The organism is Sinomonas soli, from assembly GCF_054782415.1.
This window is the reverse complement of record NZ_BAAGSN010000019.1, coordinates 48,935-70,735: the sequence shown is the minus strand read 5'-3', so window position 1 is coordinate 70,735 and position 21,801 is coordinate 48,935. Positions and strand designations below refer to the sequence as shown.

The following is a 21,801-nucleotide window of genomic DNA, read 5'->3' as shown; positions in this document are numbered from 1 at the left end:
TCGGCCGCATGGACGGTGCTGGCCAGCACCGATCGTGCGGCCGGGGGCCGTTCGTGTGTGCTGCGCATCAGCTGGCGAGCTTTGCAGCCCGGGCGAACCCGGCTCTGACCTTCGCCGCGATCGTGCCCGGCGTGCGGAGATCTGCCCAGCAGACGCGGACGATCACCCACCCGGCCGCGGCCAGCGCGTTCTCCCGCCTTCGCTCGGCGAGGAGGACCTCCGCCGTGGGCCGATAGGCGAAGTACTTGCTGTCGCCGTCGAACTCGAGGATGACCTTGAGCTCGGGCCATGCGAAGTCTGCTCTGAAGAGGCCTTCCTCGGTCATGACCTCGAACTGCAGTACGGGCGCAGGAACGCCGGCGGCGGCGAGCGCCATACGCGTGCGCGTCTCTCCTGGAGACTCGGCACGGACGTCGAGCACCTCGAGCAGCCGCTCGACCCTCCGGGTCCCCCGCACCAGTCCGGACCGCTCCGCCGCTGCGGCGATCCCCTCGACAGAGGCACCGCGCCGCAGAGCGTGGTCCCCTACGACCGCGGCGCGCTCGAGGTCGAGGATGCGCGCGCAGTCCGAGACCGTCCGGTCGATCGACGTCAGGCGCAGCGTTCGACCGCCGCGCAGGACGTGCACGAGGTCTTCGTCACCGACCGGCTGTCGGTGCGCTGCAACGTCGGGCCCGTGGCTCCGGGCGGACGAGGCATAGGGCACCGTGAGATGGATCCGCTCGCCTACGTCCCACACAGCACACCCGAGGAGTCGCGCTGCGGTCACGTGGCTGTACGTGGCCGGCGTCGCACGGGTGGCGGCGTGCGCGTCGATTCGGTACATGTCCTTCTCCCACGGGGCTGCTGCGTTCCACGCCGTGGCGAGCACGTAGGCGCCCCGGCGGACACGGTGCACGCACCGGGCACGGACGGCCGCAGTCAGCGCGCGGTCTGTGATTCCAGCAGCGGCGAGGATGTCCGTGGTCGCGACGGCGGACGCGGGCCATCGCTCCTCCACCAGTGCTCGAATGGCTGCAGACTCCATGCTCGGAGTCTTGCGCAATCAGTGAGGGTGATCGACCCGGCTGCCGGCGACTGTGGACAACTCGGACCGCCTCCGCGCCACGACGTCCCGCACCCGTTCCTTAGCCTTAACGTTCCTCAGCCCACGATCGGTCCTCGGACGCATGACCGGTGCTGGGCAGCACCGATCATGCGGCACAGCACCGATCATGCCCCGGGCCGAAGAACCGTGGCCGCCTACCGCGCCCAGTAGGACTCGATCCGGGACACCGCTCTGGCCAGCGCCGCCGAGGCCGCCGGGCCGAGGTCCTCGAAGAGCTCCGGCTCCACGCGGGGCGCACCGGGCCGGCCGCCCTTGGTCCAGGTCCCCACCGCACGGCCGCCCACGGTGACCATCGCCTTGAACGTCCCGTTGAGTCCGGGGATCAGTCTCTGGAGGTAGGGCTCGGGGATCGCCACGGAGCGGTCCGGGTAGCCGATGGCCAGCTCGTCGAAGCCGGGCACCGCGACCACCGCGCGGGCTCCGGCCCGGGAGTCCGCGAGCGCGGCGATCTCGGGCGCACAGGCGAGGGCGCGGCCCTGCCAGGCCACCTGCTCGGCCCGCGCCGCCGCGGCCGCGAAGGGTCCGCGCACCGCGCCGAGCGGCTGGCCGAGCCACCAGGCGAAGTCCCGCTCCTCGACCGGCCCGTGCGAGGCGACGTACCGCTCGGCGAGGTACTCGAGGGCGTCGTCCCCGGCGAGGCCGGCGCCGGCCGGCAGCCACTCGTCCGCGAGCCGGAACTCCTGCTGCCGCCCCCGCAGGGGCCCCTGCACGAGCACCATGCGGTGGCTCAGGATCGAGATCAGGTGGATGCCACGCTGGGCAGCAGTGGGCTGTCCAGCGGCCTCGAATGCCTCGAAGAGTTCGGGGCGGGTCAGCCCGCCCCCGCCCGAGAGCCTGCTCTCAGCGGCCTTGCGGACCACCGCAACGTCCTCCTCGCTGATTCCGAGGTGCCGGTGGCGCGCCGCGGCCGTGCGCATCACCCGCTGGTGGGCGAGCCCCACGAACATCCGCACGTCCTCAGCCGCCACGGTGAACAGCGTGCCCCGCATGGTCCACGTGCGCACGATCGCCCCGCGCGCCAGCGCGGCCGCCACCCCGGAGGCGGTCCCCGCTCGCGTCCTGAGGCCGACCGCGAGGAGACCCGACTGGAGGTCCTGGCTCTGCAGCGCTCCCATGCGGCGCACCGCGGAGACCGGGTCGGGCGCAGGCCCCACCCGGTCCCCCGCCGAGGCGACCGGAAGCAGGCCCTGCGCGGCGAGCCTGAGGCGCGCCACCGTCGTCGTGCGCAGCCCTCGCGGCCTCTCCCAAGACTCCATGCGTCCATGGTGCCCCGGGACGCGGACAGCACGCGTCCTGATCCGACCGGGAGAGTCTGAGAGTCAGGTTGTGGGAGTCACATCAGGCGAGCTCCAGGACCTGACTCTCAGAAGGCGACTTTCAGACGGGGCCAGGCCGGGGTGTCAGGGGGGGGCGCTCAGCGCTCGAGGAGCAGCGCGTCGCCCTGCCCGCCGCCGCCGCACAGCGCCACGGCGGCGCGTCCGGAGCCACGGCGCAGCAGCTCGTGCACGGCCGTGACGACCACGCGCGCGCCGGAGGCGCCGATCGGGTGCCCGATCGCGATCGCCCCGCCGTTGACGTTCACGCGGTCCATCGGCACGCCGAGCAGCGCCGCGGAATGCGCAGCCACGGACGCGAAGGCCTCGTTGACCTCGACGAGGTCCAGGTCGTCCGCAGACCAGCCCTCGCGCCCGAGCGCCGCGGAGATGGCCTTGGCCGGCTTGTCCGGGAGCGTCGTGTCCGGTCCGGCGATCTGGCCGTGCGCGCGCACGACGGCGAGCACCTCCAGCGCGCGCCGCTCGGCTTCCGCGCGGGTCGTCAGCACGAGCGCCGAGGCCCCGTCGGAGATGGGCGAGGCGTTCCCCGCGGTGACGGTCCCGTCCGGGGAGAAGGCGGGCCGCAGCTTCGCCAGGGTCTCGGGGGTCGAGTCGGGCCGGATGCCCTCGTCCTCGGCGACCTCGAGCACGGCGCCCTTGCGCTGCGGGACCTTGACGGGGATGATCTCGGCCGCCCAGACGCCGGCGGCGGCCGCGGCACCGGCGCGCACGTGGGAGGCCGCAGCGACGGCGTCCGCCTCCTCCCGCGTGAGCCCGAGTGCCGCGTTGGCGCGGTCGGTGGCGAGCCCCATGGCCTCGTGATCGAACGCATCGGTGAGGCCGTCGTGGGCCGTGGCGTCGAGGAGCTCCATCGGGCCGTAGGCGGTCCCGGATCGGGTCCCGGCCACCAGGCGCGGCGCCTGGCTCATGGACTCCTGGCCGCCGGCCACGACGATGCGCGCGTCGCCGAGGCGCAGCATGCGCGCGGCCTCGATGACGGCGGACAGGCCGGAGAGGCACACCTTGTTGACGGTGGCCGCCGGCGCGGTGAGCGGGATCCCGGCCGCGGCGGCGGACTGGCGGGCCGGGTTCTGGCCCGCACCGGCCTGCAGGACCTGGCCCATCACCACGGCATCGACGTCGTCTGCCGCGACCCCGGCGCGCCCCAGGGCCCCGGCGATGGCGGCCGCGCCGAGCTCCACCGCGGACAGCGAGGAGAGCCGGCCGAGCAGCTTGCCCTGGGGCGTGCGGGCCGCGCCGACGATCACCACGTCGTCGGGGGCGCCGGGCCCAGGGACATGACCCCTCACCGCCGAGGGGTCATGTCCCTGCGTTGAGGGGTCATGTCCCTGCGCGGGGGCGCCTGCATTCTGGGTCTCAGGGGTGCTCATCGTGCTCCTTCCGCTGCCGCCAGGGCGCGCAGTTCGTGCTTGAGGGTCTTGCCCGTGGAGGTCTTGGGCAGCTGGTCGGTGAAGTGGATCTCGCGCGGGACCTTGAACCCGGCGAGGAGCCCGCGGACGTGCCCGGACAGGGCGTCCGCGGTGAGCTGCGACGCGGCCGCGCGGACCACGAACGCCACGGGCCGCTCGCCCCAGCGGGGATCCGGCATGCCGATCACGGCGACGTCGAGCACCTCGGGGTGCGAGACGATGGCCTGCTCGACCTCGATCGTCGAGATGTTCTCGCCGCCGGAGATGACGATGTCCTTCGCCCGGTCCTTGAGCTGGATGTAGCCGTCGGGATGCATGACGCCGAGGTCGCCGGTGTGGAACCAGCCGCCGGCGAACGCGCGCTCGGTCGCCTCGGGGTCCTTGTAGTAGCCGAGCATGACGTTGTTGCCGCGCAGGACGATCTCGCCGAGGGTCTCGCCGTCGGCGGGGACATCGCGGAGCCCGCCGGCCGTGCCGACCTCCACGACCCGGGCCGTCTCGGCCTGGACCATCCCCACGCCCTGGCGGGACAGCTTCGCGGCGCGCTCGTCCGCGGGGAGCGCGTCCCACGCGTCCTGGTACTCGCAGATCGTGTAGGGCCCGTAGACCTCGGTGAGCCCGTACACGTGCACCACCTGCACGCCCAGATCGGAGAGCCGGCGGATGATCGTGGGCGAGGGCGGCGCCCCCGCCGTCGTGATCCGCAGCGGGCCGGCGCCTCGGGCCGCGAGGGGGTGCGCCTGCTCGGCGTCGGCGATGATCGAGCACACGGTGGGTGCCCCGCACAGGTGGGTCACGCCGTCGTCGAGCGCGGCCCAGACGGGCTCGGGCCGGACCGCCCGCAGGCACACGTGGGTCCCGGCGGCGGCGGTGACGGCCCAGGGCGTGCACCAGCCGTTGCAGTGGAACATCGGCAGGGTCCACAGGTACCGGGTGTCCCCGTCGAAGCCCTGGTGGTGGGCCTCGCCGAGGGCGTTGAGGTAGGCGCCCCGGTGGGAGTACAGCACTCCCTTGGGCCTGCCCGTAGTGCCCGAGGTGTAGTTGAGGGTGATCGGTGCCTGCTCGTCGTCGACGCCCCACGGCAGGTCCGGCCCGTCCGGGGCGCCCGCGAGGAAGCCCGCGTACAGCTCGCGCCCGACGCCGGCCGCCTCCTCGCGCGGGTCCGTCGCCGAGGCGCCGGCCTCGCTGTCGGGGACGACGACGACCGGCACCCCGGCGGCCGGGCCGCCCAGGTCCGCGACGCCGTCGACCGTCGCGAGCAGTTCGGCGTCCGCGAAGAGGAGGGCGGCCTCGGAGTGCTCGAGGATGTACTTCACCTCGTGGGCGGCGAGGCGCGTGTTGAGGGCCACGAGCACCCCTCCGGCCAGCGGCACGGCGAAGTGCGCGATGAGCAGCTCGGGGACGTTGGGGGCGATGAACGCGACGCGGGCGCCGGGCTGGATCCGGGCCGCGAGGGCCTTGGCGAGGCGCTGGGCCTCGGCGCCGAACTCGGCGTAGGTGTAGCGGCGGGACCCGTGCTCGATCGCGGTCCTGCCGGGGAAGACTGCAGCGGAGCGCTCGAGGAACCGCAGGGGGCTGAGCGCCGAGTAGTTGGCCTGCATCGGGTGTCCTCCGCCGCTCAGGCGAACGCGCCCACGCCGGTCACGTCGCGCCCGATCAGGAGGGCCTGGACGCTCTCGGTGCCCTCGTAGGTGTGGATCGACTCGATGTCCATCATGTGGCGCACCACGTGGTTCTCGAGGAGGATGCCGTTGCCGCCGAGGAGGTCACGGGCCGTCGAGGCGATGAAGCGGGCCTTGCGGGTGTTGTGGTACTTGGCCATGGACGCCTGCGTGGGGCGCATCCGGCCCTCGGCGTCGAGGCGCGCGAGGTGGACGCAGTGCAGCTGCATGCTCGTCAGCTCGGCGAGCATCTGGGACAGACGGTCCTGGACGAGCTGGAACTTCGCGAGCGGCTTGCCGAACTGGACGCGCTGCCCGGCGTAGGTCACGGCGGCCTCGTAGGCGGCCGTCGCGTGCCCGAGCGCGGACCAGGCCACGCCGAGACGGGTCGCCACGAGCACCTTGGAGGTGTCCTTGAACGTCTTGGCCCCCGGGAGGACGTTCTCGGCCGGGATGCGCGCGCACTGCAGGCGGATGCGGGCCTGGTGGATCGCGCGGAGCGAGCCCTTGCCCCCGATCACCTCGGCCTCGTAGCCGGGAGTGTCCTGCGGAACGAGGAAGCCGCGCACGTTGCCCTCCTCGTCACGGGCCCACACCACCGTGACGCCGCCGGAGGCGCCGTTGCCGATCCACTTCTTCTCGCCGTCGAGGACCCACTCGTCCCCGTCGCGGCGCGCGGTGGTCTCGAGCGAGACCGAGTCCGAGCCGTGGTCCGGCTCCGTGAGGGCGAACGAGCCGAGCTCCTCTCCCCGGGCGAGCGGCCCGAGCCAGCGCTCCTTCTGCTCCTCGGAGCCGTGGAAGGCGATGGAGCGGAGGGCGAGGCCGCCCTGCACGGCCACGACGGTGCCGAGGGAGCCGTCGCAGCGGGAGATCTCCATGTTCACGAGGCCCGCGGCGAGGGGGCTCATGGGCTCGAGGCCGGGGACCTCGATGCCGTCGGCGAGGAGGTTCAGCTCCCCCATCCGCTTGACGAGGTGCAGCGGGTACTCGGCGCGGTCCCAGTACTCGTTCATCTGGGGCAGGGCCTCGTCGCTGAACGCGCGGGCGCGGTCCCAGTGGGCGCGGTCCTCGGCGGGGAGGTCCTCGAACGCCGCGTAGTAGTCGGTGTCGAGGGCGGCGGAGACGTCGTAGTCGGGCATGGGGATCCTTCGAGGGAGTGAGGGGTCAGGACTGGGCTGCGAGGAGCGGGGTGAGGCCGCCGGCCGGGTAGTTGGCGCCGAGCACCATGCACCGGTCGAGGTCTTCGGCGGAGGCGACGACGCCCTCGGCGAGCATGATGCCGACCTCCTCGGCGAGGGCTGCGCGGACGCGCTCGAGGACGCGCGCCTGGTCCACGCGCTCCCCCGTGCCGGTGCCGGCCCGCGCCGGAAGGAGGGCGGCCGCCTCGGGTGCGAGCCCGCCGTCGTCCGCGAGCAGGCGGCGCACGCCGGCCTCGGCCGCCGCGGCGAGCCACGGCGAGAGCGGGAACCGGTCCGGGTAGGCGCGGTGCATGGTGGCACAGATGTGCTGCTGGACGGCCGTGCCGATGTAGTCGATCAGCGTGAGCGGGGTCATCGGCAGGCCCCAGGGGGCGACGGCGCGGTCGACGGCGAGCGGGTCGCCTCCCGCGGCGGCCGCCGCCTCGGTCTCGGCCAGCACCTCGCCGAAGAGCCGGGTGAGGAGGCGGTTGACGACGAAGCCCGGGGCGTCCGCGACCGGGATGGCGGTCTTGCCGAGGGCGGCCGCGAGGCGCGCGGCGTGGGCCATCGCGGCGTCGGAGGCGACCGGGGTGCGGACGAGCTCGAGGAGGGGCAGGACCGCGACGGGGTTGAAGAAGTGGAAGCCGACGACGCGTTCGGGATGCTCGAGGCCCTCGGCCATGGCCTCGACCGAGAGCGAGGAGGTGTTGGTGAGCAGGAGCGCGTCCGGGGCGACGGCGGACTCGGCGGAGGCGAACACGGCGCGCTTGACGTCGAGCTCCTCGAACACGGCCTCGATGACCGCATCGCAGCCGGCGAAGTCTGCGGGATCGGTGGTGCCGGTGATGAGGGCGGCGATCTCGGCGGCCTCTCCGGCTGCGAGGCGTCCCCTGGCCTCGGCGCGGTCGAGGCGGGCGCGGATGCCGGCCCGGGCGGCCTCGACGCGGTCGGCGGAGAGGTCGCTCATGGTCACGGGCACGCGCAGCTGCTGCGCGAAGAGCGTGGCGAGCTGGCTCGCCATGAGGCCCGCACCGATCACGCCGATCGAGCGCACCGGGCGGGGGACGGTGGAGGCTGCGGGGCCGAGGGATCCTGCGGGGGCTGCCGAGGCGGCGGTGGCGTGGGACACACCACCATGTAACCGTGAAACTCAGTGTCAGGTCAACTGAAACCGAGTGTCAGGCGTTCGGGAGTCCGCCGAGGGCCTCACGGATCCTCCGGGCGACGTCCGCGGGCGGCACCGAGCGCGGGAAGACGGCGACCACGACGTCGTCCGGGGCGCCGGCCGCCGGAGGGCCGGCGGGCGGGCCGGCGGCGGGCGCGGGGCCGGGGCCGCCCGCCGGGGTCTCGGCCGGCGCCACGCCGTAGAGCCGCCGCACGGCGTCCAGCTCGGCCCGCAGGCGTGCGGCGTCGAATCCGGGCTCGCCGCGCATGAGCTGGCGCAGGCAGTAGTTGTGGGTCGCGATGACGGTCGAGGCGAAGCGGACCGCATCGAGGGGCGCGATGCCCGGGACGGCGGAGCGGAGGTAGCGCTGGAAGAGCCGCTCGTAGCGGAACGTCGTCACGAGCTCCTTGTCGCGCAGGCCCGGCTCGCGGTTGACCACCTGGTAGCGCAGCTGTGCCAGATCGCCGAGCGCCGCGAAGTGCTCGAACACGAGCCCCGCGGCGCGGCACACGGCCTCCCAGGGGTCGGCGTGGGGCCCGGCGAGGAAGGCCTCGGCCTGCTCGAGGAGCGTGTCGTGGTCGGCGAAGACCACATCCTCCTTGGACCGGAACTGCCGGAAGAACGTGCTCCTGGACAGGCCCGCGGCCGCGGCGATCTGGTCTGCACTCGTGGCCTCGTAGCCGTGCTCGGCGTAGAGCCGCACGGCGGCCGCCGCGACGTCGAGGCGCCGGCCGGCTGCGTCGCTCACAGCTCGAGCCCGATGAGGAGCGGCTCGTTGTGCAGCTCGATCCCGAAGCGGGCCCGGACCCCGTCGCGCACCTCGCGGCCGAGGGCCAGGAGGTCCTTCGCGGTCGCGTCCCCACGGTTGGTCAGGGCGAGTGTGTGCTTCGTCGACAGCGAGGCCCGGCCGCCGGTGACGCTGTCCGCGCCCAGGCCGTAGCCCTTGGGGAAGCCCGCGTGCTCGATGAGCCACGCCGCGGAGGTCTTCACGAGTCCCTCACCGGCCGGGTACCGCGGGGCGCCCTCGGGCAGGGACGCGGCCTCCGCCTCGGCGAGCACGGGGTTGGTGAAGAAGGAGCCGGTCGAATAGGTGTCGCGGTCCGCCGGGTCCAGGACCATGCCCTTGGAGCCGCGCAGGCGCAGGACCTCGCGCCGGACGTCCGTCGCGTAGGCGCGCTGGCCCGGCTCGACGCCGAGGGCCCGGGCGAGCTCGGCGTACCGCACGGGAGCCCCCATCCGTCCGAGCGCGAGCTGGAACTCGACCGTGAGGACCACGTACCGGGGCGAACCGTTGGCGGTGGTCCGCTTGAGGACCGAGTCGCGGTAGCCGAAGGCCAGCTCCGACGGGACGAAGGTCTTCACCGCGTTCGCCTCGCGGTCCCACGTGCGCACCTGCCAGACGGTCTGCGAGACGTCCTGCCCGTACGCCCCGACGTTCTGCACGGGGGTGGCGCCGGTGGAGCCCGGGATGCCGGAGAGGGCCTCGATCCCGCTCCACGCGTGGTGCACCGCGTGGTCCACGAGCGCGTCCCACGAGTGTCCCGCCTGGACCCTGACGGACACTCCCCCGCACGTGTCCGCGGAGTTGACCTCGAGGCCCTGGGAGGCGATCTTCAGCACGGTCCCGGGGTAGCCGTCGTCGGAGACGAGGAGGTTCGAGCCGCCGGCGATGATGAGCAGGGGCTCCCCCGCGGAGTCGGCCGTGCGCACGGCGTCGATGATCTCGGCCTCGCTGTGGGCTTCCTCGAAGCGCGCGGCCGGGCCGCCCACGGCGGAGGTGGTCAGGGAGGACAGGAGGGTCTGGCTCACCCGTCCAGCTTAGTCACACGGCCGGCACGGGCCGGCGGGCCGCCTGGCCGGCGAGCACCACGCTGACCACGACGAAGAGCAGGACAGTCAGCAGCGAGTAGCGCACCCCGGTGAACTCGGCCACGAAGCCCAGCAGCGGCGGCCCGCACAGGAACGCGCCGTACCCGATCGTGGAGACCACCGAGACGCGGGCGGCGGCGTGGAGCGGATCGTCGGCGGCGGCGGACATCCCGACCGGAAAGCCGAGCGAGGCCCCGAGCCCCCAGACCACGAGCCCGGCGAACGCGAGCCACAGCGCGGGCGCCAGCACGAACACGGCGAGCCCGAGCAGCGCGAGCACCCCGCAGGCCCGCAGCGCGGTCACGCGGCCATGCCGGTTGAGCACCGGCGTGCCGAGGAACCGGCCAGTGGCCATCGCGCACACGAACACGCTGTACCCCACCGCGCCCACGGCCTGGGAGACGCCGTAGCCGTCCGCGAGCGCGAGCGCGACCCAGTCGCCCGCCGCGCCCTCGGCCAGCGCGAGTCCGAGGACCATCACGCCCAGCAGCACGGTGCGGCGGTCGCGCCAGGCAGCCGCGACCTGCGCCCGGCCGCCCGGGCCCGCGCCCTCGGAGACGGTTCCGGTGGGGGCGGCGCCGTCGGCCTCGCCGGGCGGGGGGAGCACGGACGACGCCGGGTGCTCCCCGGTGGCGGGGACGGCGCCGTCGTGCGCGGTGCCGGCAGCGCGGTCGGCGCGCAGGAAGCTCCCGGCGACCACGACGGCTCCGACCACCACGATCCCGGCCGCGCCCAGGTGCCACGCGAGGGGCACGGCGGCGGCCGCGGCCCAGGTGCCGACCACGGCGCCGAGGACCGTGCCGAGGCTGAAGGCGCCGTGCAGCCTGGGCATGATGAACCGGCGCAGGGCGCGCTCCACGGCGGCGCCCTCGACGTTGGACGCGGTGTTCCAGCTCGCCGTCCCGAGGCCGATCACCGCGAACCCCACGGCCGCGGCCACCGGCGAGCGGACCACGGACGCCCCGAGGCCGAGCACGAGGAGGCCCGCGCCCACCAGGATCGAGCCCGCCTGGATGGTGCGGGCCGAGCCGAGCCGGATGACCACGAGCCCCGACGCCGAGACCGAGGCGAAGGAGGCCAAGGTCATGCACAGCAGGAGCAGGCCCACGCCGCCCGGGCTCAGGCCGAGGTCGCTGCGCAGCGCGGGGACCCGGGAGACCCAGCTCGAGAAGGCGATGCCGCTCGCGCCGTAGGCGACGATGACGGCGAGGTGCCAGCGCCGGACCTCGGCGGGCACGGGCGGCGCTGGCAGCCGCAGCGCTGGCAGCCGGGCCACGGCCCGCTAGGCCAGCCGGACGAGCGCCTGCGCCTTGGTCAGCACCCGCTGGCCGGCGCTGGTGACGGCGAGGTCGATCCGCGCCGTGCGGGCCTCGGGGTCCAGGGCCCCGACGGTTCCGACGACTTCGAGGACCGCGCCGGGCTCCTCGGTGCCGGTGGTGTCCTGGACGGGGACGGGCTTGGTGAAGCGCGTCTGGTAGTCCAGCACGGCACCCGGGTCCCCGGCCCAGTCGACGACGAGCTGGACGGCGGCGCCCATCGTGAACATGCCGTGCGCGATCACGCCCGGCAGCTCGACGGCGACGGCGAAGTCGCTGTTCCAGTGGATCGGGTTGAAGTCGCCCGAGGCCCCGGCGTACCGGACGAGGTCCGCGCGGGTCACGGCGACCTCGCGGCGGCCGATCTCGAGGCCCTTCTCGAGCTGGTCGAACACGGGCATCACGGCGCTGCCGGGCTGGAGGCTGTCCTCGGTGCTCACTGGCCCTCTCCCCTCACGAGAATCGACGAGACGGTCGTGGCGACGCTCTCGCCGTCGGCGTCGCCGGTGCCCAGCGCGCGGATCTCGGCGCGGGTGGTGATCATGGCGCCGCCGCCCATGGCGCGCACGGTGTCGACGTGGAGCTCGGCCGTGAGCCGGTCCCCGGCGACGATCGGGCGGTGGTGCGTGAAGCGCTGCTCTGCGTGGACCACGCGGGAGAAGTCGATGCCCGACTCGGGGTCCGCGATGAGCTGGGCGTCGGCACGCTGGGCCACGATGATCGCGAACGTGGGCGGGGCCACGAGGTCGGCGTGCCCGAGGGCGCGCGCGGCGTCGACCTCGTAGTGGGCGGGGTGCCCCGCCTTGACGGCGCGGGCGAACTCGCGGATCTTCTCGCGGGCCACGTCGTACACCTCGGCGGGCGGGTAGACGCGACCGGCGAGGTCGGGGTTGATGGCCATGGGGAAAGCCTAGCCGCTGGCACTGACATCCCCGGTGGACAGCGATATGATGGATTCATCAAGCCATCATATGGAGGCAGCATGTTCAGCGACCGCGAGGCGCCGCTCTACGAGATCAAGGCGAACCTGTTCAAGGGCCTCGCCCACCCCGCCCGGATCCGCATCCTCGAGATCCTCGCGGCCTCGCCCGGGCAGTCCTGCCCGGTGAGCGAGCTGCTTGAGGGCACCGGGCTCGAGGCCTCCCACCTCTCGCAGCATCTGGCGACGCTGCGCCGCCACCGCGTCGTGACGAGTGTCCGCACGGCCAATTCGGTGACGTACTCGCTCGCGCACCCCACGGTCGCCGAGCTCCTCGCGATCGCCCGCACCTTCCTCCTCGACACGCTCTCCGAGACCCGCGAGCAGCTCGAGGCCGCCTCGGCCCTGCCCTCGGTCGCCGCGCACCACGGCGCGGCCCGATGAACGCCGCCGAATCCCCGCCCGCGGGGCGCGGTGTGAAGCCCGGAAGGCTCGGCGCGCTCCGGGCCCTCCTCCCCCAGGCGTCCGACTACGCGGGAACGCGCCGCACCTGGCGCGGCGACCTCGTCGCCGGCCTCACCGTCGGCATCGTGGCCCTCCCCCTCGCACTCGCGTTCGGGGTGAGCTCGGGGGTCGGCGCCGAGGCCGGGCTGGTGACCGCGATCGTGGCCGGCCTCGTGGCCGCGGTCTTCGGCGGCTCGCACGTGCAGGTCTCCGGGCCCACCGGCGCCATGGTCGTGGTCCTCGCGCCGATCGTGGCCTCGCACGGGGCGGGCGCGGTCGCCCTGCTCTCCGTCCTGGCCGGGGCGGTCCTCGTGGCCCTCGGCGCCTCGCGGCTCGGGCGGGCGGTCGCCTATATCCCGTGGCCCGTCGTGGAAGGCTTCACGCTCGGGATCGGCGTGATCATCTTCCTCCAGCAGGTTCCCCTCGCCGTCTCCGCGCACGTCGCCCCCGGCCAGAACACGGCGGTCGCGGCGGCCGCGGCGGTGGCTGCCGCGCCGTGGCCCCGCGCCGCGGCGAGCGTGGGCGTCGTCGTGCTCGTTGCCGCGGTGACCCTCCTGGTGCCGCGGATCCACCGGGCACTGCCGGCCAGCCTCATCGCGGTCCTCGTGGCCTCCCTGGGTGCCGGGCTGCTGGGCCTCGACGTCGAGCGCATCGGTCCGCTGCCCGCTTCGCTCCCGGCGCCGGCCCTTCCAGTCCTCGGCCTCTCGGACCTGCCTTCCCTGGCCGGCCCGGCGCTGGCGGTCGCAGCGCTGGCCGCGATCGAGTCGCTCCTCTCGGCGCGGGTCGCCTCCGGGCTCTCCGGACCCGACGGGCGGACCACCGGACCGTACAACCCGGACCGCGAGCTCGTGGGCCAGGGGCTGGCCTCGCTCGCTGCGGGGCTCTTCGGCGGCCTGCCCGCCACCGGGGCGATCGCGCGGACGGCAGTGAACGTCCGCTCCGGCGGCCGCTCCCGGATCGCGGCGATCGTCCACGCCCTGGTGCTGCTCGGCGTCGTCTACCTGGCGGCGCCGCTCGTCGCCCAGATCCCGCTCGCGGCCCTCGCCGGCGTCCTCATGGTCACTGCCGGGCGCATGGTCTCCGTGCGGACCGCCCGCCGGATCCTCGGCTCGACGCGGCAGGACGCCGTCGCGTTCGTGCTCACCGCCGTCATCACCGTCGCCTTCGACCTGATCGTCGCAATCCAGATCGGGCTCGTCGCCGCGGCCCTGCTCACGCTGCGCCAGTTCGCGAAGCTCGGGAGCGTACGGCGCGAGCCGATCCCCGGGCCGGCGCACGAGGGCGACGAGCACATCGCCGTCTTCCGCCTCGACGGCCTCATGTTCTTCGGCGCGGCGGAGCGGGTGCTCGAGGAGGTCACCCGCACCTCATCTGCCGACGGCATCGAGGTCGTCGTCCTGCGCCTGTCCCAGCTGCGCTACCTCGACGCGACGGGGGCCCAGACCCTCGTCGAGGCGATCCGCACGCTCGAGGCCCGCGGCGTGACCGTGCTCCTCAAGGGGGTCCAGGACCAGCATCTCGACCTGGTGCGCCGGGTCGGGGTGATCGCGGAACTGCGCCACCACCGGCACCTCTTCGACTCGCTGGGCGACGCCGTCGAGCACGCCCGGAGCCATGTGCGGCGGGCCCGGCTGGCCGGCGCTACTTCCTGAGCCGCCGCTTCGTCTCGCGGACCCGGATCCCGAGCCCGACCATGTGGATGACGAGTCCGACGCCGATGACCGCGATCGAGGGGTACGGGAGCCACGTGACGTGGCCGAGGTTCGCGACGATGCTCAGCACGATCCCGATCCCCAGGAAGGCCATGCCCGAGAACACGACCTTCTTGTAGAGCGGCGAGGCGGTCTCCCAGTAGTCGTTCGGCACGGCGTCCAGTCTAGGCGTGCGGAGGCCCGCGGCAGAAAAGCTCCCGGTGGAACGCACCGCCCGGGCGGGCAGCCGGTTCAGAAGAGCGGGGCCTGGCGGGCCGGGAGGGTGCTCTCGAACGGCCCGAGCTCGATCCTCCTGCCCCGCAGCCGGCCGAGGTGGGCGACGAAGGCCTCGGCCTCCGGTCCCGCAGCCCCGAGCGCGAACGGGCCGAGGACCGAGGCGAGGGCGAGGGCGTGCTCTCCCACGCCGGGGTCGGCGGGATAGGCGCTCCTCGGCGCCGCGGACAGCAGCCCCCTCGCCGCGGCCGGCGGCTGCCAGCTCTCGTGCACGACGTCGAAGCCTCCGATGCCTCCCACCTCGCCGAGCAGCTGGGTCACCTCGGCGGCCCGGGCGTCGAGGAGCCGGGCGAGGCGAGGTCCGGCGAGCGGGCGGGCGAAGGCCGCCAGCTTGGCCGCGGAGCTGATCGCCTGGCTGATCCCGAGGCCGGCGGTCACGGCGTCCTCGAGGACCCGGACCACGCGGCCGTCGGCCGCTGCGGCGACGTACACGGCCGCGGCCGCGCCCTGCTCGGCGAGCCGGTTCCAGCGGCGCACCGAGCTCGCGGTGCCGACCTTGAGCTGCCCCGCGGCGCTCGCGGCGAGGTAGAGCCAGTGCGGCTGCATGAGGTAGTCCCGCAGCCCGTCGGGGACCTTCCCGCTGCGGTGGAAGGCATGGATCAGGCGGGTGTCGTCGCGCTGCTCGCAGGCAGGGCACGCGACGCCGTGGGCTGCGAGCGCCCAGTCCGGGCACGGGACGCGGGTGCGCGCCTCGGCGGAGTGCACCGTGGTGAAGCCGAGGCAGTGGACGCGCGCGTCCAGCGCCCGCCAGCCCAGGCGCAGCCCGGGCGTGAGGGGGATGCCGCGCAGCGAGCCGTCCGTGCCCGCCACGCTGAGCGACGGGGCTCCGCCGTGGTCGGCGGGGCCGTCCCAGGTGATGCCGTGGACGAGCCAGGGCCCGCCTTCCATCGCGGCGGCCTGGGTGCCTAGACGGCCGGCTGGACGCCGAACGCCGTGGCGAGCTTCATGATCTTCTCGGCGCGGCCCAGGCGCGGCAGGTCGGAGCCGTCGCGGATCACGCGGCCGTTGGCCTCGAAGTCGTGCATGAAGTCGGTGGCCCACGCGACGTCGGTCGGGGTCGGGGAGATGACCTCGTTGATCACGGTGGTCTGGTCGATGGCGAGGCACAGCTTCCCGGTCATGCCCATCATCACCGTGATGGCGCTCTGCTCGCGCAGGATCGGGTGGTTCGTGCCGACCGTGGGTCCGTCGATCGGGCCCGGGAGATTGCCCACGCGGGAGGCGACCACGAGCTTCGCGCGCGGGTAGGCCATGGCCTCGGGCGTCGCGGCCATGCCGGTGTCGCGGCGGAAGTCGCCCGATCCGAAGGCGAGGCGGAAGGCACCCTGGGCCTTGGCGATGCGGTTGGCCTCCTCGATGCCCACCGCCGATTCGACGAGCGGGATGACCGGCGTCTTCCCGTCCATCCGGTGGAAGCTCTCGGTCACCTGGTCGGCGGACTCGGTCTTCGCGAGCATGACGCCGAGCAGGCCGGGGGTTCCGCGCAGCCCGGCGAGGTCATCGGCCCAGAACGGGCTCGTGGCGTCGTTGACGCGCACCCAGGCGCGGCCGCCGGCGGTCAGCCAGCGTGAGACGTTCTCGCGGGCCTCGTCCTTGTGCGACGGGTCCACGGCGTCCTCGATGTCGAGGATGATGGCGTCCGCCCGGGATCCTGCCGACTCGTCGAACAGCTCCGTGCGCATCGCGTTGACGAGCAGCCAGGAGCGGGCGATCTCCGGGCTGATGTCGCGCGCGGGGCGGGCGGGGCGGTAGGCGTCCACGGGGCGCGTCGAATCGGCGGAAGCAGGTGAGGTCATGGGTCCACCGTAGCGCCGCGGAGGCCCCGCTGGCACATCGGAGGGCCCACCTCGGGGGCCGGGCCGGACCGGCTCAGAAGACGCCCAGCTGGTAGCCCGCCGTCCAGCCGCCGCAGGCCTCCCACCAGCGGATTCCCGCCGGGAGGCGGGGCACGCAGGAGGGGACGGAATCGGCGCGGCGGCGATCGGGGGCCTTGGGCCGCCTCTCGGCGGGACGGGACGCCTCGTGGGGGGTGGGGCTGGCGACAGTCTCCTGCTCGGCCATGGGACTCTCCTGACTGACGAACGGTCGAAGAATCGGGCTCCCCAGCCAACCTCGATGCATCAAGTGCACGCCTGCGGCGGCAATATGTCAAGCGACTTTACTAATGGCACGGCGAGGGTCGGCGTGGCCTCCGGACCACAGCGGGCGCCTGCCGCTACTGGGCGAGGTACACGCGCCGGCCGCTGAGCCGGTCGGGGCGGACGCGGACGAAGGTGTCCCGCACTCCCCCGGCCCACGGCTCGTCCACCATCCGTCCGAAGAGGGCCGTGAGCTCGCCCGCGTCCTCGACGATCTCGGCCCGCCCGCTCGCGAGCACGGACCATCCGGCCTGGACGGCCGGCTGCATCGCGTCCACCTGCAGGGCGGCACCGTCCTGGGGCAGGCTGTGGGCCACGGTCCCGTCCGGCGAGGTGCGGAAGTGGATGGCGCCGCCGTAGACGAGGTACCCGACGGGGTAGACGGCGACCCGGCCCTCATGGACGAACGCGAAGCGGCCCACGCCGGAGGCGCCGAGCAGTGACCAGCACTGCTCGGCGTCCAGATCGTAGTCCTCGTGGCGGGCTCCCGGCCCGTACTGGAAGTCCGCGTTGACGTCGGCCATGGCCCCTCCCCGTCGGTGGTCTTCCCCTAGGCTCCCATGGAGCGCGCAGGCGCGGAAGGGCCCTTCGCCCCCTGCTGCCTCAGGCCCGCGTGCGCACCCAGGCCGTCGCGTCGCCGGGCAGCTTGCCGCCCTCGACCTCCACGCTCGAGAGCAGGAGCTCCCCGTCCGGCAGTTCCGTCGGAGCCGCGCCGAAATTGGCCACGACGTGCCAGGCGCCGCCCTCGGGCGCGGTGCGCGCGAAGTGCAGCACGTCCTCGTCCGCGGCGTCCGCCCACTCGAGGCGTTCCTCGCCGGCGAGCTCGCGGCGCAGCGCCAGCGCGCGGCGGTAGAAGGCCAGGGTCGAGCCGGCGTCCTCCTCCTCGACGCTCACCGCGTAGTCCTTGAACCATGCCGGCTGCGGCAGGTGCGAGCCGTTGGCCCCGAAGCCGAACGAGGTGCCGTTGGGCTCCCAGGGAAGCGGGACGCGGCAGCCGTCGCGGCCGATCTCCACGCCGCGGTTGCGGAAGTAGGTGGGGTCCTGCCGGTCCTTCTCCGGAATGCGGCCCACCTCCTGCAGGCCGAGCTCCTCCCCCTGGTAGAGGTAGGCGGACCCCGGCAGGGCGAGCATGAGCAGCGTCGCGGCCTTGGCCCGGCGCAGCCCGAGCGCGGCGTCCACCTCGGCCGGGTCGCCGCCGTCGAGGAGCCAGTCCTTGCCGTCCGCGCCGGCGCCGCCGCGGCCGGTGCCCTTGGGCAGGCCGTAGCGGGTCGCGTGCCGCACCACGTCGTGGTTCGAGAACACCCACGTCGAGGAGGCCCCGGTGGCGGCGGCCTCCGCGAGGTTCTTGGTGATGACCTCGCGGAACTGGGCCGCGTCGAACTCGGCCTGGAGGAGGTCGAAGTTGAAGGCCTGTCCGAGGCCCTCGGGCGAGGCGTACCGGGCGCGGCGGTCGGCATGGACCCAGGCCTCGGCGACGGCGGCGCGCGGGGGGTTGTACTCGTTGAACACCTTGCGCCACTCGGCGTAGATCGAGTGGACCTCGTCGCGGTCCCACAGCGGGTGCTCGCCGAGGGCGAAGAGGTCGGCGCGGTGGATCGTGGCGAGGTCGTCGTGCGCGCCGTCCATGTCCTTCTTGAGGCCATGCGCCACGTCCACGCGGAAGCCGTCGACGCCGCGGTCGGACCAGAAGCGCAGGGTCGTCAGGAAGTCCTCGTGCACCTCGGGGTTGTCCCAGTTGAGGTCCGGCTGCTCCTTGGCGAACAGGTGGAAGTACCACTGGCCCGGGGTGCCGTCCGGCTCGGTGACGCGCTCCCACGCCCCGCCGCCGAAGATCGACGTCCACTCGTTCGGAGGCAGCTCGCCGTGCTCGCCCCTGCCGTCCCGGAAGATGTAGCGGTTGCGCGCCGGGGAGCCGGGCTCCGCGGCCAGCGCCTCCTGGAACCACGCGTGGCGGTCCGAGGTGTGGTTGGGGACGATGTCCGCGATCACCTTGATGCCGGCGCCGTGCAGCGCGGAGACCATCTCGTCGAAGTCCTCGAGGGTGCCGAGGCGGGGATCCACGTTGCGGTAGTCATCCACGTCGTAGCCGCCGTCGGCGAGCGCCGAGGGGTAGAACGGGCTGAGCCAGACGGCGTCGATCCCGAGCTTCGCGAGGTAGGGCACGCGCGAGGTGATGCCAGGGATGTCCCCGAGGCCGTCCGCGTTCGAGTCGGCGAAGCTGCGGGGATAGATCTGGTAGACGGCGGCCTGGCGCCACCAGTCGGCGGACGGGTTCGTGCGGTCGGGCTCGTGGGCGGTGGTGGGCACCGGTCCTCCTGTTCCATGGGTCTGCCGCGGGTGCGCATCACGTCCCCGCGCTTTATATTTAGAATCTAAATCAATGCCGGAGTCCATTATTCGGTCGGCGCGAGGGGGAGGTCAAGCGAATGAGGAGAGGACCTGCGGCGGGGCCGCATGTGGTGCGGCTCGCCAACGCCGAGACGGTGCTGCGGAGGCTCCGGGAAGCCCCCGACGCGGGGCTCACCGCGACAGAGCTCGTGGAGGCCACTGGCCTGAGCCGCGCGACCGCGATCTCGGTCGGCGACGACCTCGTGCGCCGGGGCTGGGCGGTCGGGCTCGACCCCGAACGGGCCGAGGCCGGTCGCGGGCGGCCGCCGCGCACCTTCGCCTTCCGCGCCGACGCCGGGGTGGTCCTCGGCCTCGACATGGGCGCCGGCAAGACGACCGCCCTCGTGGCGGACCTCCGCGGACGCCCGCTCGGCTCGTCCACCGGCACCTTCCCCGGGGCCGGCGCCGCCGGGCGGGTCGACACGGTGAGCACGACGGCCCTCGCGGCCCTCGCGGCGGCCGGCACGAGGCCCGAGCGCGTGCTCGCCGTGGCTGCCGGCGTGGCAGCGCCCGTGGACCGCGACGGACGCATCGCGACCCCGCGGGACTTCTGGGAGCAGTTCGACGTGGGCCTCGCCGAGGGCCTGCGGGCGCGCCACGGGTGGCCCGTGATCCTCGAGAACGACGCCAACCTCGCGGCTCTGGCCGAACAGTGGCGCGGAGCGGCGCGCGGGGTGGACGACGTCGCCGTGGTGCTCGCCGGCGAGCGCCTCGGCGCGGGGCTGCTCGAATCGGGACGGCTCCTGCGCGGCCGCCACGGCGGCGCGGGCGAGCTGTCCTTCCTGCGCCTCGTGGAAGGCGCCGCTGGTCCCCACGGCATCGGCCAGCTCGCGCGCTCCTGGGGCGCCGAGGCCGCGGCGGAAGGCGGGCTCGCGGGCCTCGCGCCGAATCAGGTCACCGCGGAGGCGGTCTTCCGGGCCGCGCACGACGGCGATCCGGGCGCCCTGCGCGTGCTCGCGCGCCTTGCGGAGCACATGAGCCGCGTCGTCGCCGTCCTGGGCACGCTCCTCAACCCGGAGCTCGTGGTCCTGGGCGGGGCGGTGGCCGGCGCGGCAGCGGCGCTGCTGCCGCGGATCAGACAGGAGCTCCCGCGCCTCACGGACACCCCGCCGCGCGTGGAGGTGTCCTCGCTGGGGGGTGACGCGGTGGCCATCGGGGCGGTGCGCCGGGCGCTCGACGACGTGGCCGACCGCGCCCTCGCGATCGAGCTGCCCTAGCGGGACGCCCCCGGGCCGCGAGACGCCCAGAGGCGCGCCCGGGGGGGCCGCCCGGGGGGGGGCCGCCCGGGGGGCCGGTGGCGTCAGCCCGCTGCTGCGGCGGGAACGGCGGCCCGGGGCGCCCAGGTGGCTGTCCGGGCCCTGAGCCAGGCGACGAGGGGCTTGGTCGCGGCATGTGCGCCGGCCGCCAGCACGAACGAGAGCGGGCCGGCGATCGCCCCCACCTCGAGGAACTGCGAATGGGCCAGCACGCCGAGCAGGCACAGCACCGGGTAGTGCCAGAGGTAGATCTCGTAGCTGATGCGGCCCACGTAGGTCAGCGGCCGCAGCGAGAGGACGCGCTGCAGGGGGCCGACCTTGCCGCGCACGATCGCGACGATGAGCAGCAGCGTGCCCGCCGCCGCCGCGAGGGTATCGACGGTGGAGAGGGGAACGAGCGAGGAGTGCACCACGGAGAAGCCGACGAGGGCGACGCCGAGCAGGGCATGCCAGGGACGTGCCGCGCGGTGTGAGCCGTGCAGGATCAGGGCCAGCGCGCAGCCGGCGAACAGGCCGCTCGCGCGCAGGATGAAGGACATGTGGCCCGTGGTGGCCTCGAGCACGAGGGCCCAGGCGCCGAGGCCGACCGCCGCGGCTGCCGCGACGGCGATGGCGTGCCGCCGGCGCCTCCCCTGGACGGTGCGGGCGCCCTTCACGAGGAGCACGAGCGCGATCGGCCAGACGAAGTAGAACCATTCCTCGAGCCCGAGCGTCCACGTGTGGGCGTAGGCGGAGAGGCTGTCGGCGCCCGTCTCGGCGCCGACCGGCATGAGGTAGAAGAGCGCCATGAGCGAGCCCCAGGTGGCGTTGCCGGTGCCCATGAGGACGGCGATGGGCACGAACACCACGGCCAGCATGATCAGCAGCGGCGGGTACAGGCGGATGACGCGCCGCAGGTAGAACCGGCGCAGCGAGATGCCTCCGTGCGCGTCGTGCTCCTCCAGGAGCAGGGTGGTGATGAGGAAGCCGGAGAGGGCGAAGAAGACGTCCACGCCGCCGGCGCCGCCGATGTGCACCGGCATGACGGCGTGGTAGACCACAACCAGGATGATGGCGAGGGCGCGGATGCCGTCGAGCGCCGGGACATGGCCCAGGCCCCCCGCGCGGGGCCGGGTCGGCGCTGCTGGACTGACAGTGGCTGTTGCCGTCATGCTTTCCTCTCGTTCGGGTCCGAGAGAGTGTAGCGGAGATGCCTTGGGACCACTTTGAGGAAGCTTACCCAGAGGGACGCGCCAGGAATCAGACCGGGGTGCGGGGACAGGGCAGCCGGGACAGAGAAAAGGGAGCGGCCGGGACACAGAAAAGGACCCCCGGTCTCCCGGGGGTCCTGCCTGTAGCGGTGCCGGGACTCGATCCCGGGACCTCACGATTATGAGTCGTGCGCTCTAACCAGCTGAGCTACACCGCCACGACAAGGAAAAAGGGCGCGCCATCCGGTCAACACCGGTTGACGCGGACCCTCCTTGCGAGAGCCCCCCACGGGAATCGATCCCGTGACCTCCATCTTACCAAGATGGCGCTCTACCACTGAGCTAGGGGGGCAACAGACAGATACTTTACCGGAAGAGCGG

At 73.8% G+C, this 21,801-nt stretch carries 21 protein-coding genes and 2 tRNA genes; 3 read left to right on the top strand and 20 right to left on the bottom strand.

The genetic code is table 11. The features are described from left to right. Window positions 1-67: 67 nt before the first annotated feature. The 11 genes from ACYVKZ_RS17930 to ACYVKZ_RS17880 all read right to left on the bottom strand — a co-directional run bounded on the left by ACYVKZ_RS17930 (window position 68) and on the right by ACYVKZ_RS17880 (window position 11,941). On the bottom strand, window positions 68-1,027 hold the full coding sequence (locus tag ACYVKZ_RS17930; protein WP_460993606.1) for a hypothetical protein: 960 nt from the start codon (window positions 1,025-1,027) through the stop codon (window positions 68-70). 215 nt (window positions 1,028-1,242) lie between these two features. Then, window positions 1,243-2,364: a winged helix DNA-binding domain-containing protein gene (locus ACYVKZ_RS17925; protein WP_460993605.1), complete on the bottom strand. Its 1,122-nt coding sequence runs from the start codon at window positions 2,362-2,364 to the stop codon at window positions 1,243-1,245. A gap of 158 nt (window positions 2,365-2,522) precedes the next feature. After that, window positions 2,523-3,812 (bottom strand): acetyl-CoA C-acyltransferase, encoded by a 1,290-nt coding sequence (locus ACYVKZ_RS17920; RefSeq protein ID WP_460993604.1) that lies wholly within the window; start codon window positions 3,810-3,812, stop codon window positions 2,523-2,525. Next, window positions 3,809-5,452, bottom strand: a complete 1,644-nt coding sequence (locus ACYVKZ_RS17915) for an AMP-binding protein (protein ID WP_460993603.1) — start codon at window positions 5,450-5,452, stop codon at window positions 3,809-3,811. The genes ACYVKZ_RS17920 and ACYVKZ_RS17915 overlap by 4 nt, the downstream gene beginning before the upstream one ends. Before the next feature lie 17 nt (window positions 5,453-5,469). Further along, the gene (locus tag ACYVKZ_RS17910) at window positions 5,470-6,651 is read right to left on the bottom strand and encodes an acyl-CoA dehydrogenase family protein (protein WP_460993602.1); all 1,182 of its coding nucleotides are present in this window, start codon (window positions 6,649-6,651) and stop codon (window positions 5,470-5,472) included. Window positions 6,652-6,676: 25 nt separating this feature from the next. Beyond that, a complete protein-coding gene (locus ACYVKZ_RS17905) occupies window positions 6,677-7,819 on the bottom strand; it encodes a 3-hydroxyacyl-CoA dehydrogenase family protein (protein ID WP_460993601.1) in 1,143 nt (380 codons plus the stop codon). Between the two features lie 49 nt (window positions 7,820-7,868). Continuing rightward, window positions 7,869-8,603 (bottom strand): TetR/AcrR family transcriptional regulator, encoded by a 735-nt coding sequence (locus ACYVKZ_RS17900; protein WP_460993600.1) that lies wholly within the window; start codon window positions 8,601-8,603, stop codon window positions 7,869-7,871. After that, window positions 8,600-9,664, bottom strand: a complete 1,065-nt coding sequence (locus tag ACYVKZ_RS17895) for a UDP-N-acetylmuramate dehydrogenase (RefSeq protein WP_460993599.1) — start codon at window positions 9,662-9,664, stop codon at window positions 8,600-8,602. The genes ACYVKZ_RS17900 and ACYVKZ_RS17895 overlap by 4 nt, the downstream gene beginning before the upstream one ends. Window positions 9,665-9,677: 13 nt before the next feature. Continuing rightward, window positions 9,678-11,000 carry an MFS transporter gene (locus ACYVKZ_RS17890; protein ID WP_460993598.1) on the bottom strand — a complete coding sequence of 441 codons (1,323 nt, stop codon included), beginning with the start codon at window positions 10,998-11,000 and terminating at the stop codon, window positions 9,678-9,680. Between the two features lie 6 nt (window positions 11,001-11,006). Continuing rightward, window positions 11,007-11,441, bottom strand: a complete 435-nt coding sequence (locus ACYVKZ_RS17885; protein ID WP_460993649.1) for a MaoC family dehydratase — start codon at window positions 11,439-11,441, stop codon at window positions 11,007-11,009. A gap of 35 nt (window positions 11,442-11,476) precedes the next feature. After that, the gene (locus ACYVKZ_RS17880; RefSeq protein ID WP_460993597.1) at window positions 11,477-11,941 is read right to left on the bottom strand and encodes an FAS1-like dehydratase domain-containing protein; all 465 of its coding nucleotides are present in this window, start codon (window positions 11,939-11,941) and stop codon (window positions 11,477-11,479) included. Between the two features lie 81 nt (window positions 11,942-12,022). Here ACYVKZ_RS17880 and ACYVKZ_RS17875 point away from each other — a divergent pair, with 81 nt between their 5' ends. Both ACYVKZ_RS17875 and ACYVKZ_RS17870 read left to right on the top strand, forming a co-directional pair. Then, window positions 12,023-12,403: an ArsR/SmtB family transcription factor gene (locus ACYVKZ_RS17875; RefSeq protein ID WP_460993596.1), complete on the top strand. Its 381-nt coding sequence runs from the start codon at window positions 12,023-12,025 to the stop codon at window positions 12,401-12,403. Next, window positions 12,400-14,115, top strand: a complete 1,716-nt coding sequence (locus tag ACYVKZ_RS17870) for a SulP family inorganic anion transporter (RefSeq protein ID WP_460993595.1) — start codon at window positions 12,400-12,402, stop codon at window positions 14,113-14,115. Before ACYVKZ_RS17875 ends, ACYVKZ_RS17870 begins: the two co-directional genes overlap by 4 nt. Here ACYVKZ_RS17870 and ACYVKZ_RS17865 read toward each other — a convergent pair. From ACYVKZ_RS17865 to ACYVKZ_RS17840, 6 genes are all read right to left on the bottom strand, one after another. After that, entirely contained in the window at window positions 14,105-14,329 is a 225-nt protein-coding gene (locus ACYVKZ_RS17865) for a DUF3188 domain-containing protein (RefSeq protein ID WP_460993594.1), read from the bottom strand. The two genes, ACYVKZ_RS17870 and ACYVKZ_RS17865, sit on opposite strands and share 11 nt — an antisense overlap. Window positions 14,330-14,406: 77 nt before the next feature. Then, window positions 14,407-15,336 (bottom strand): DUF2797 domain-containing protein, encoded by a 930-nt coding sequence (locus ACYVKZ_RS17860; protein WP_460993593.1) that lies wholly within the window; start codon window positions 15,334-15,336, stop codon window positions 14,407-14,409. 17 nt (window positions 15,337-15,353) lie between these two features. Then, window positions 15,354-16,244 carry an HpcH/HpaI aldolase/citrate lyase family protein gene (locus ACYVKZ_RS17855; protein ID WP_307004618.1) on the bottom strand — a complete coding sequence of 297 codons (891 nt, stop codon included), beginning with the start codon at window positions 16,242-16,244 and terminating at the stop codon, window positions 15,354-15,356. Window positions 16,245-16,317: 73 nt separating this feature from the next. Beyond that, window positions 16,318-16,509: a hypothetical protein gene (locus ACYVKZ_RS17850; protein ID WP_307004620.1), complete on the bottom strand. Its 192-nt coding sequence runs from the start codon at window positions 16,507-16,509 to the stop codon at window positions 16,318-16,320. A gap of 154 nt (window positions 16,510-16,663) precedes the next feature. Then, the gene (locus ACYVKZ_RS17845) at window positions 16,664-17,110 is read right to left on the bottom strand and encodes a pyridoxamine 5'-phosphate oxidase family protein (RefSeq protein ID WP_460993592.1); all 447 of its coding nucleotides are present in this window, start codon (window positions 17,108-17,110) and stop codon (window positions 16,664-16,666) included. Between the two features lie 79 nt (window positions 17,111-17,189). Next, the gene (locus ACYVKZ_RS17840) at window positions 17,190-18,893 is read right to left on the bottom strand and encodes a glycoside hydrolase family 13 protein (RefSeq protein WP_460993591.1); all 1,704 of its coding nucleotides are present in this window, start codon (window positions 18,891-18,893) and stop codon (window positions 17,190-17,192) included. A gap of 119 nt (window positions 18,894-19,012) precedes the next feature. Here ACYVKZ_RS17840 and ACYVKZ_RS17835 point away from each other — a divergent pair, with 119 nt between their 5' ends. Continuing rightward, window positions 19,013-20,191, top strand: a complete 1,179-nt coding sequence (locus ACYVKZ_RS17835) for an ROK family protein (protein WP_460993590.1) — start codon at window positions 19,013-19,015, stop codon at window positions 20,189-20,191. An 83-nt stretch (window positions 20,192-20,274) separates the two neighbouring features. Here ACYVKZ_RS17835 and ACYVKZ_RS17830 read toward each other — a convergent pair whose 3' ends face one another. The 3 genes from ACYVKZ_RS17830 to ACYVKZ_RS17820 form a co-directional block, all read right to left on the bottom strand. Next, entirely contained in the window at window positions 20,275-21,381 is a 1,107-nt protein-coding gene (locus tag ACYVKZ_RS17830; RefSeq protein ID WP_460993589.1) for an acyltransferase family protein, read from the bottom strand. 183 nt (window positions 21,382-21,564) lie between these two features. Beyond that, window positions 21,565-21,638 (bottom strand) — tRNA-Met (locus ACYVKZ_RS17825). Between the two features lie 62 nt (window positions 21,639-21,700). Further along, a tRNA-Thr gene (locus tag ACYVKZ_RS17820) sits at window positions 21,701-21,772 on the bottom strand. Window positions 21,773-21,801: the final 29 nt, after the last annotated feature.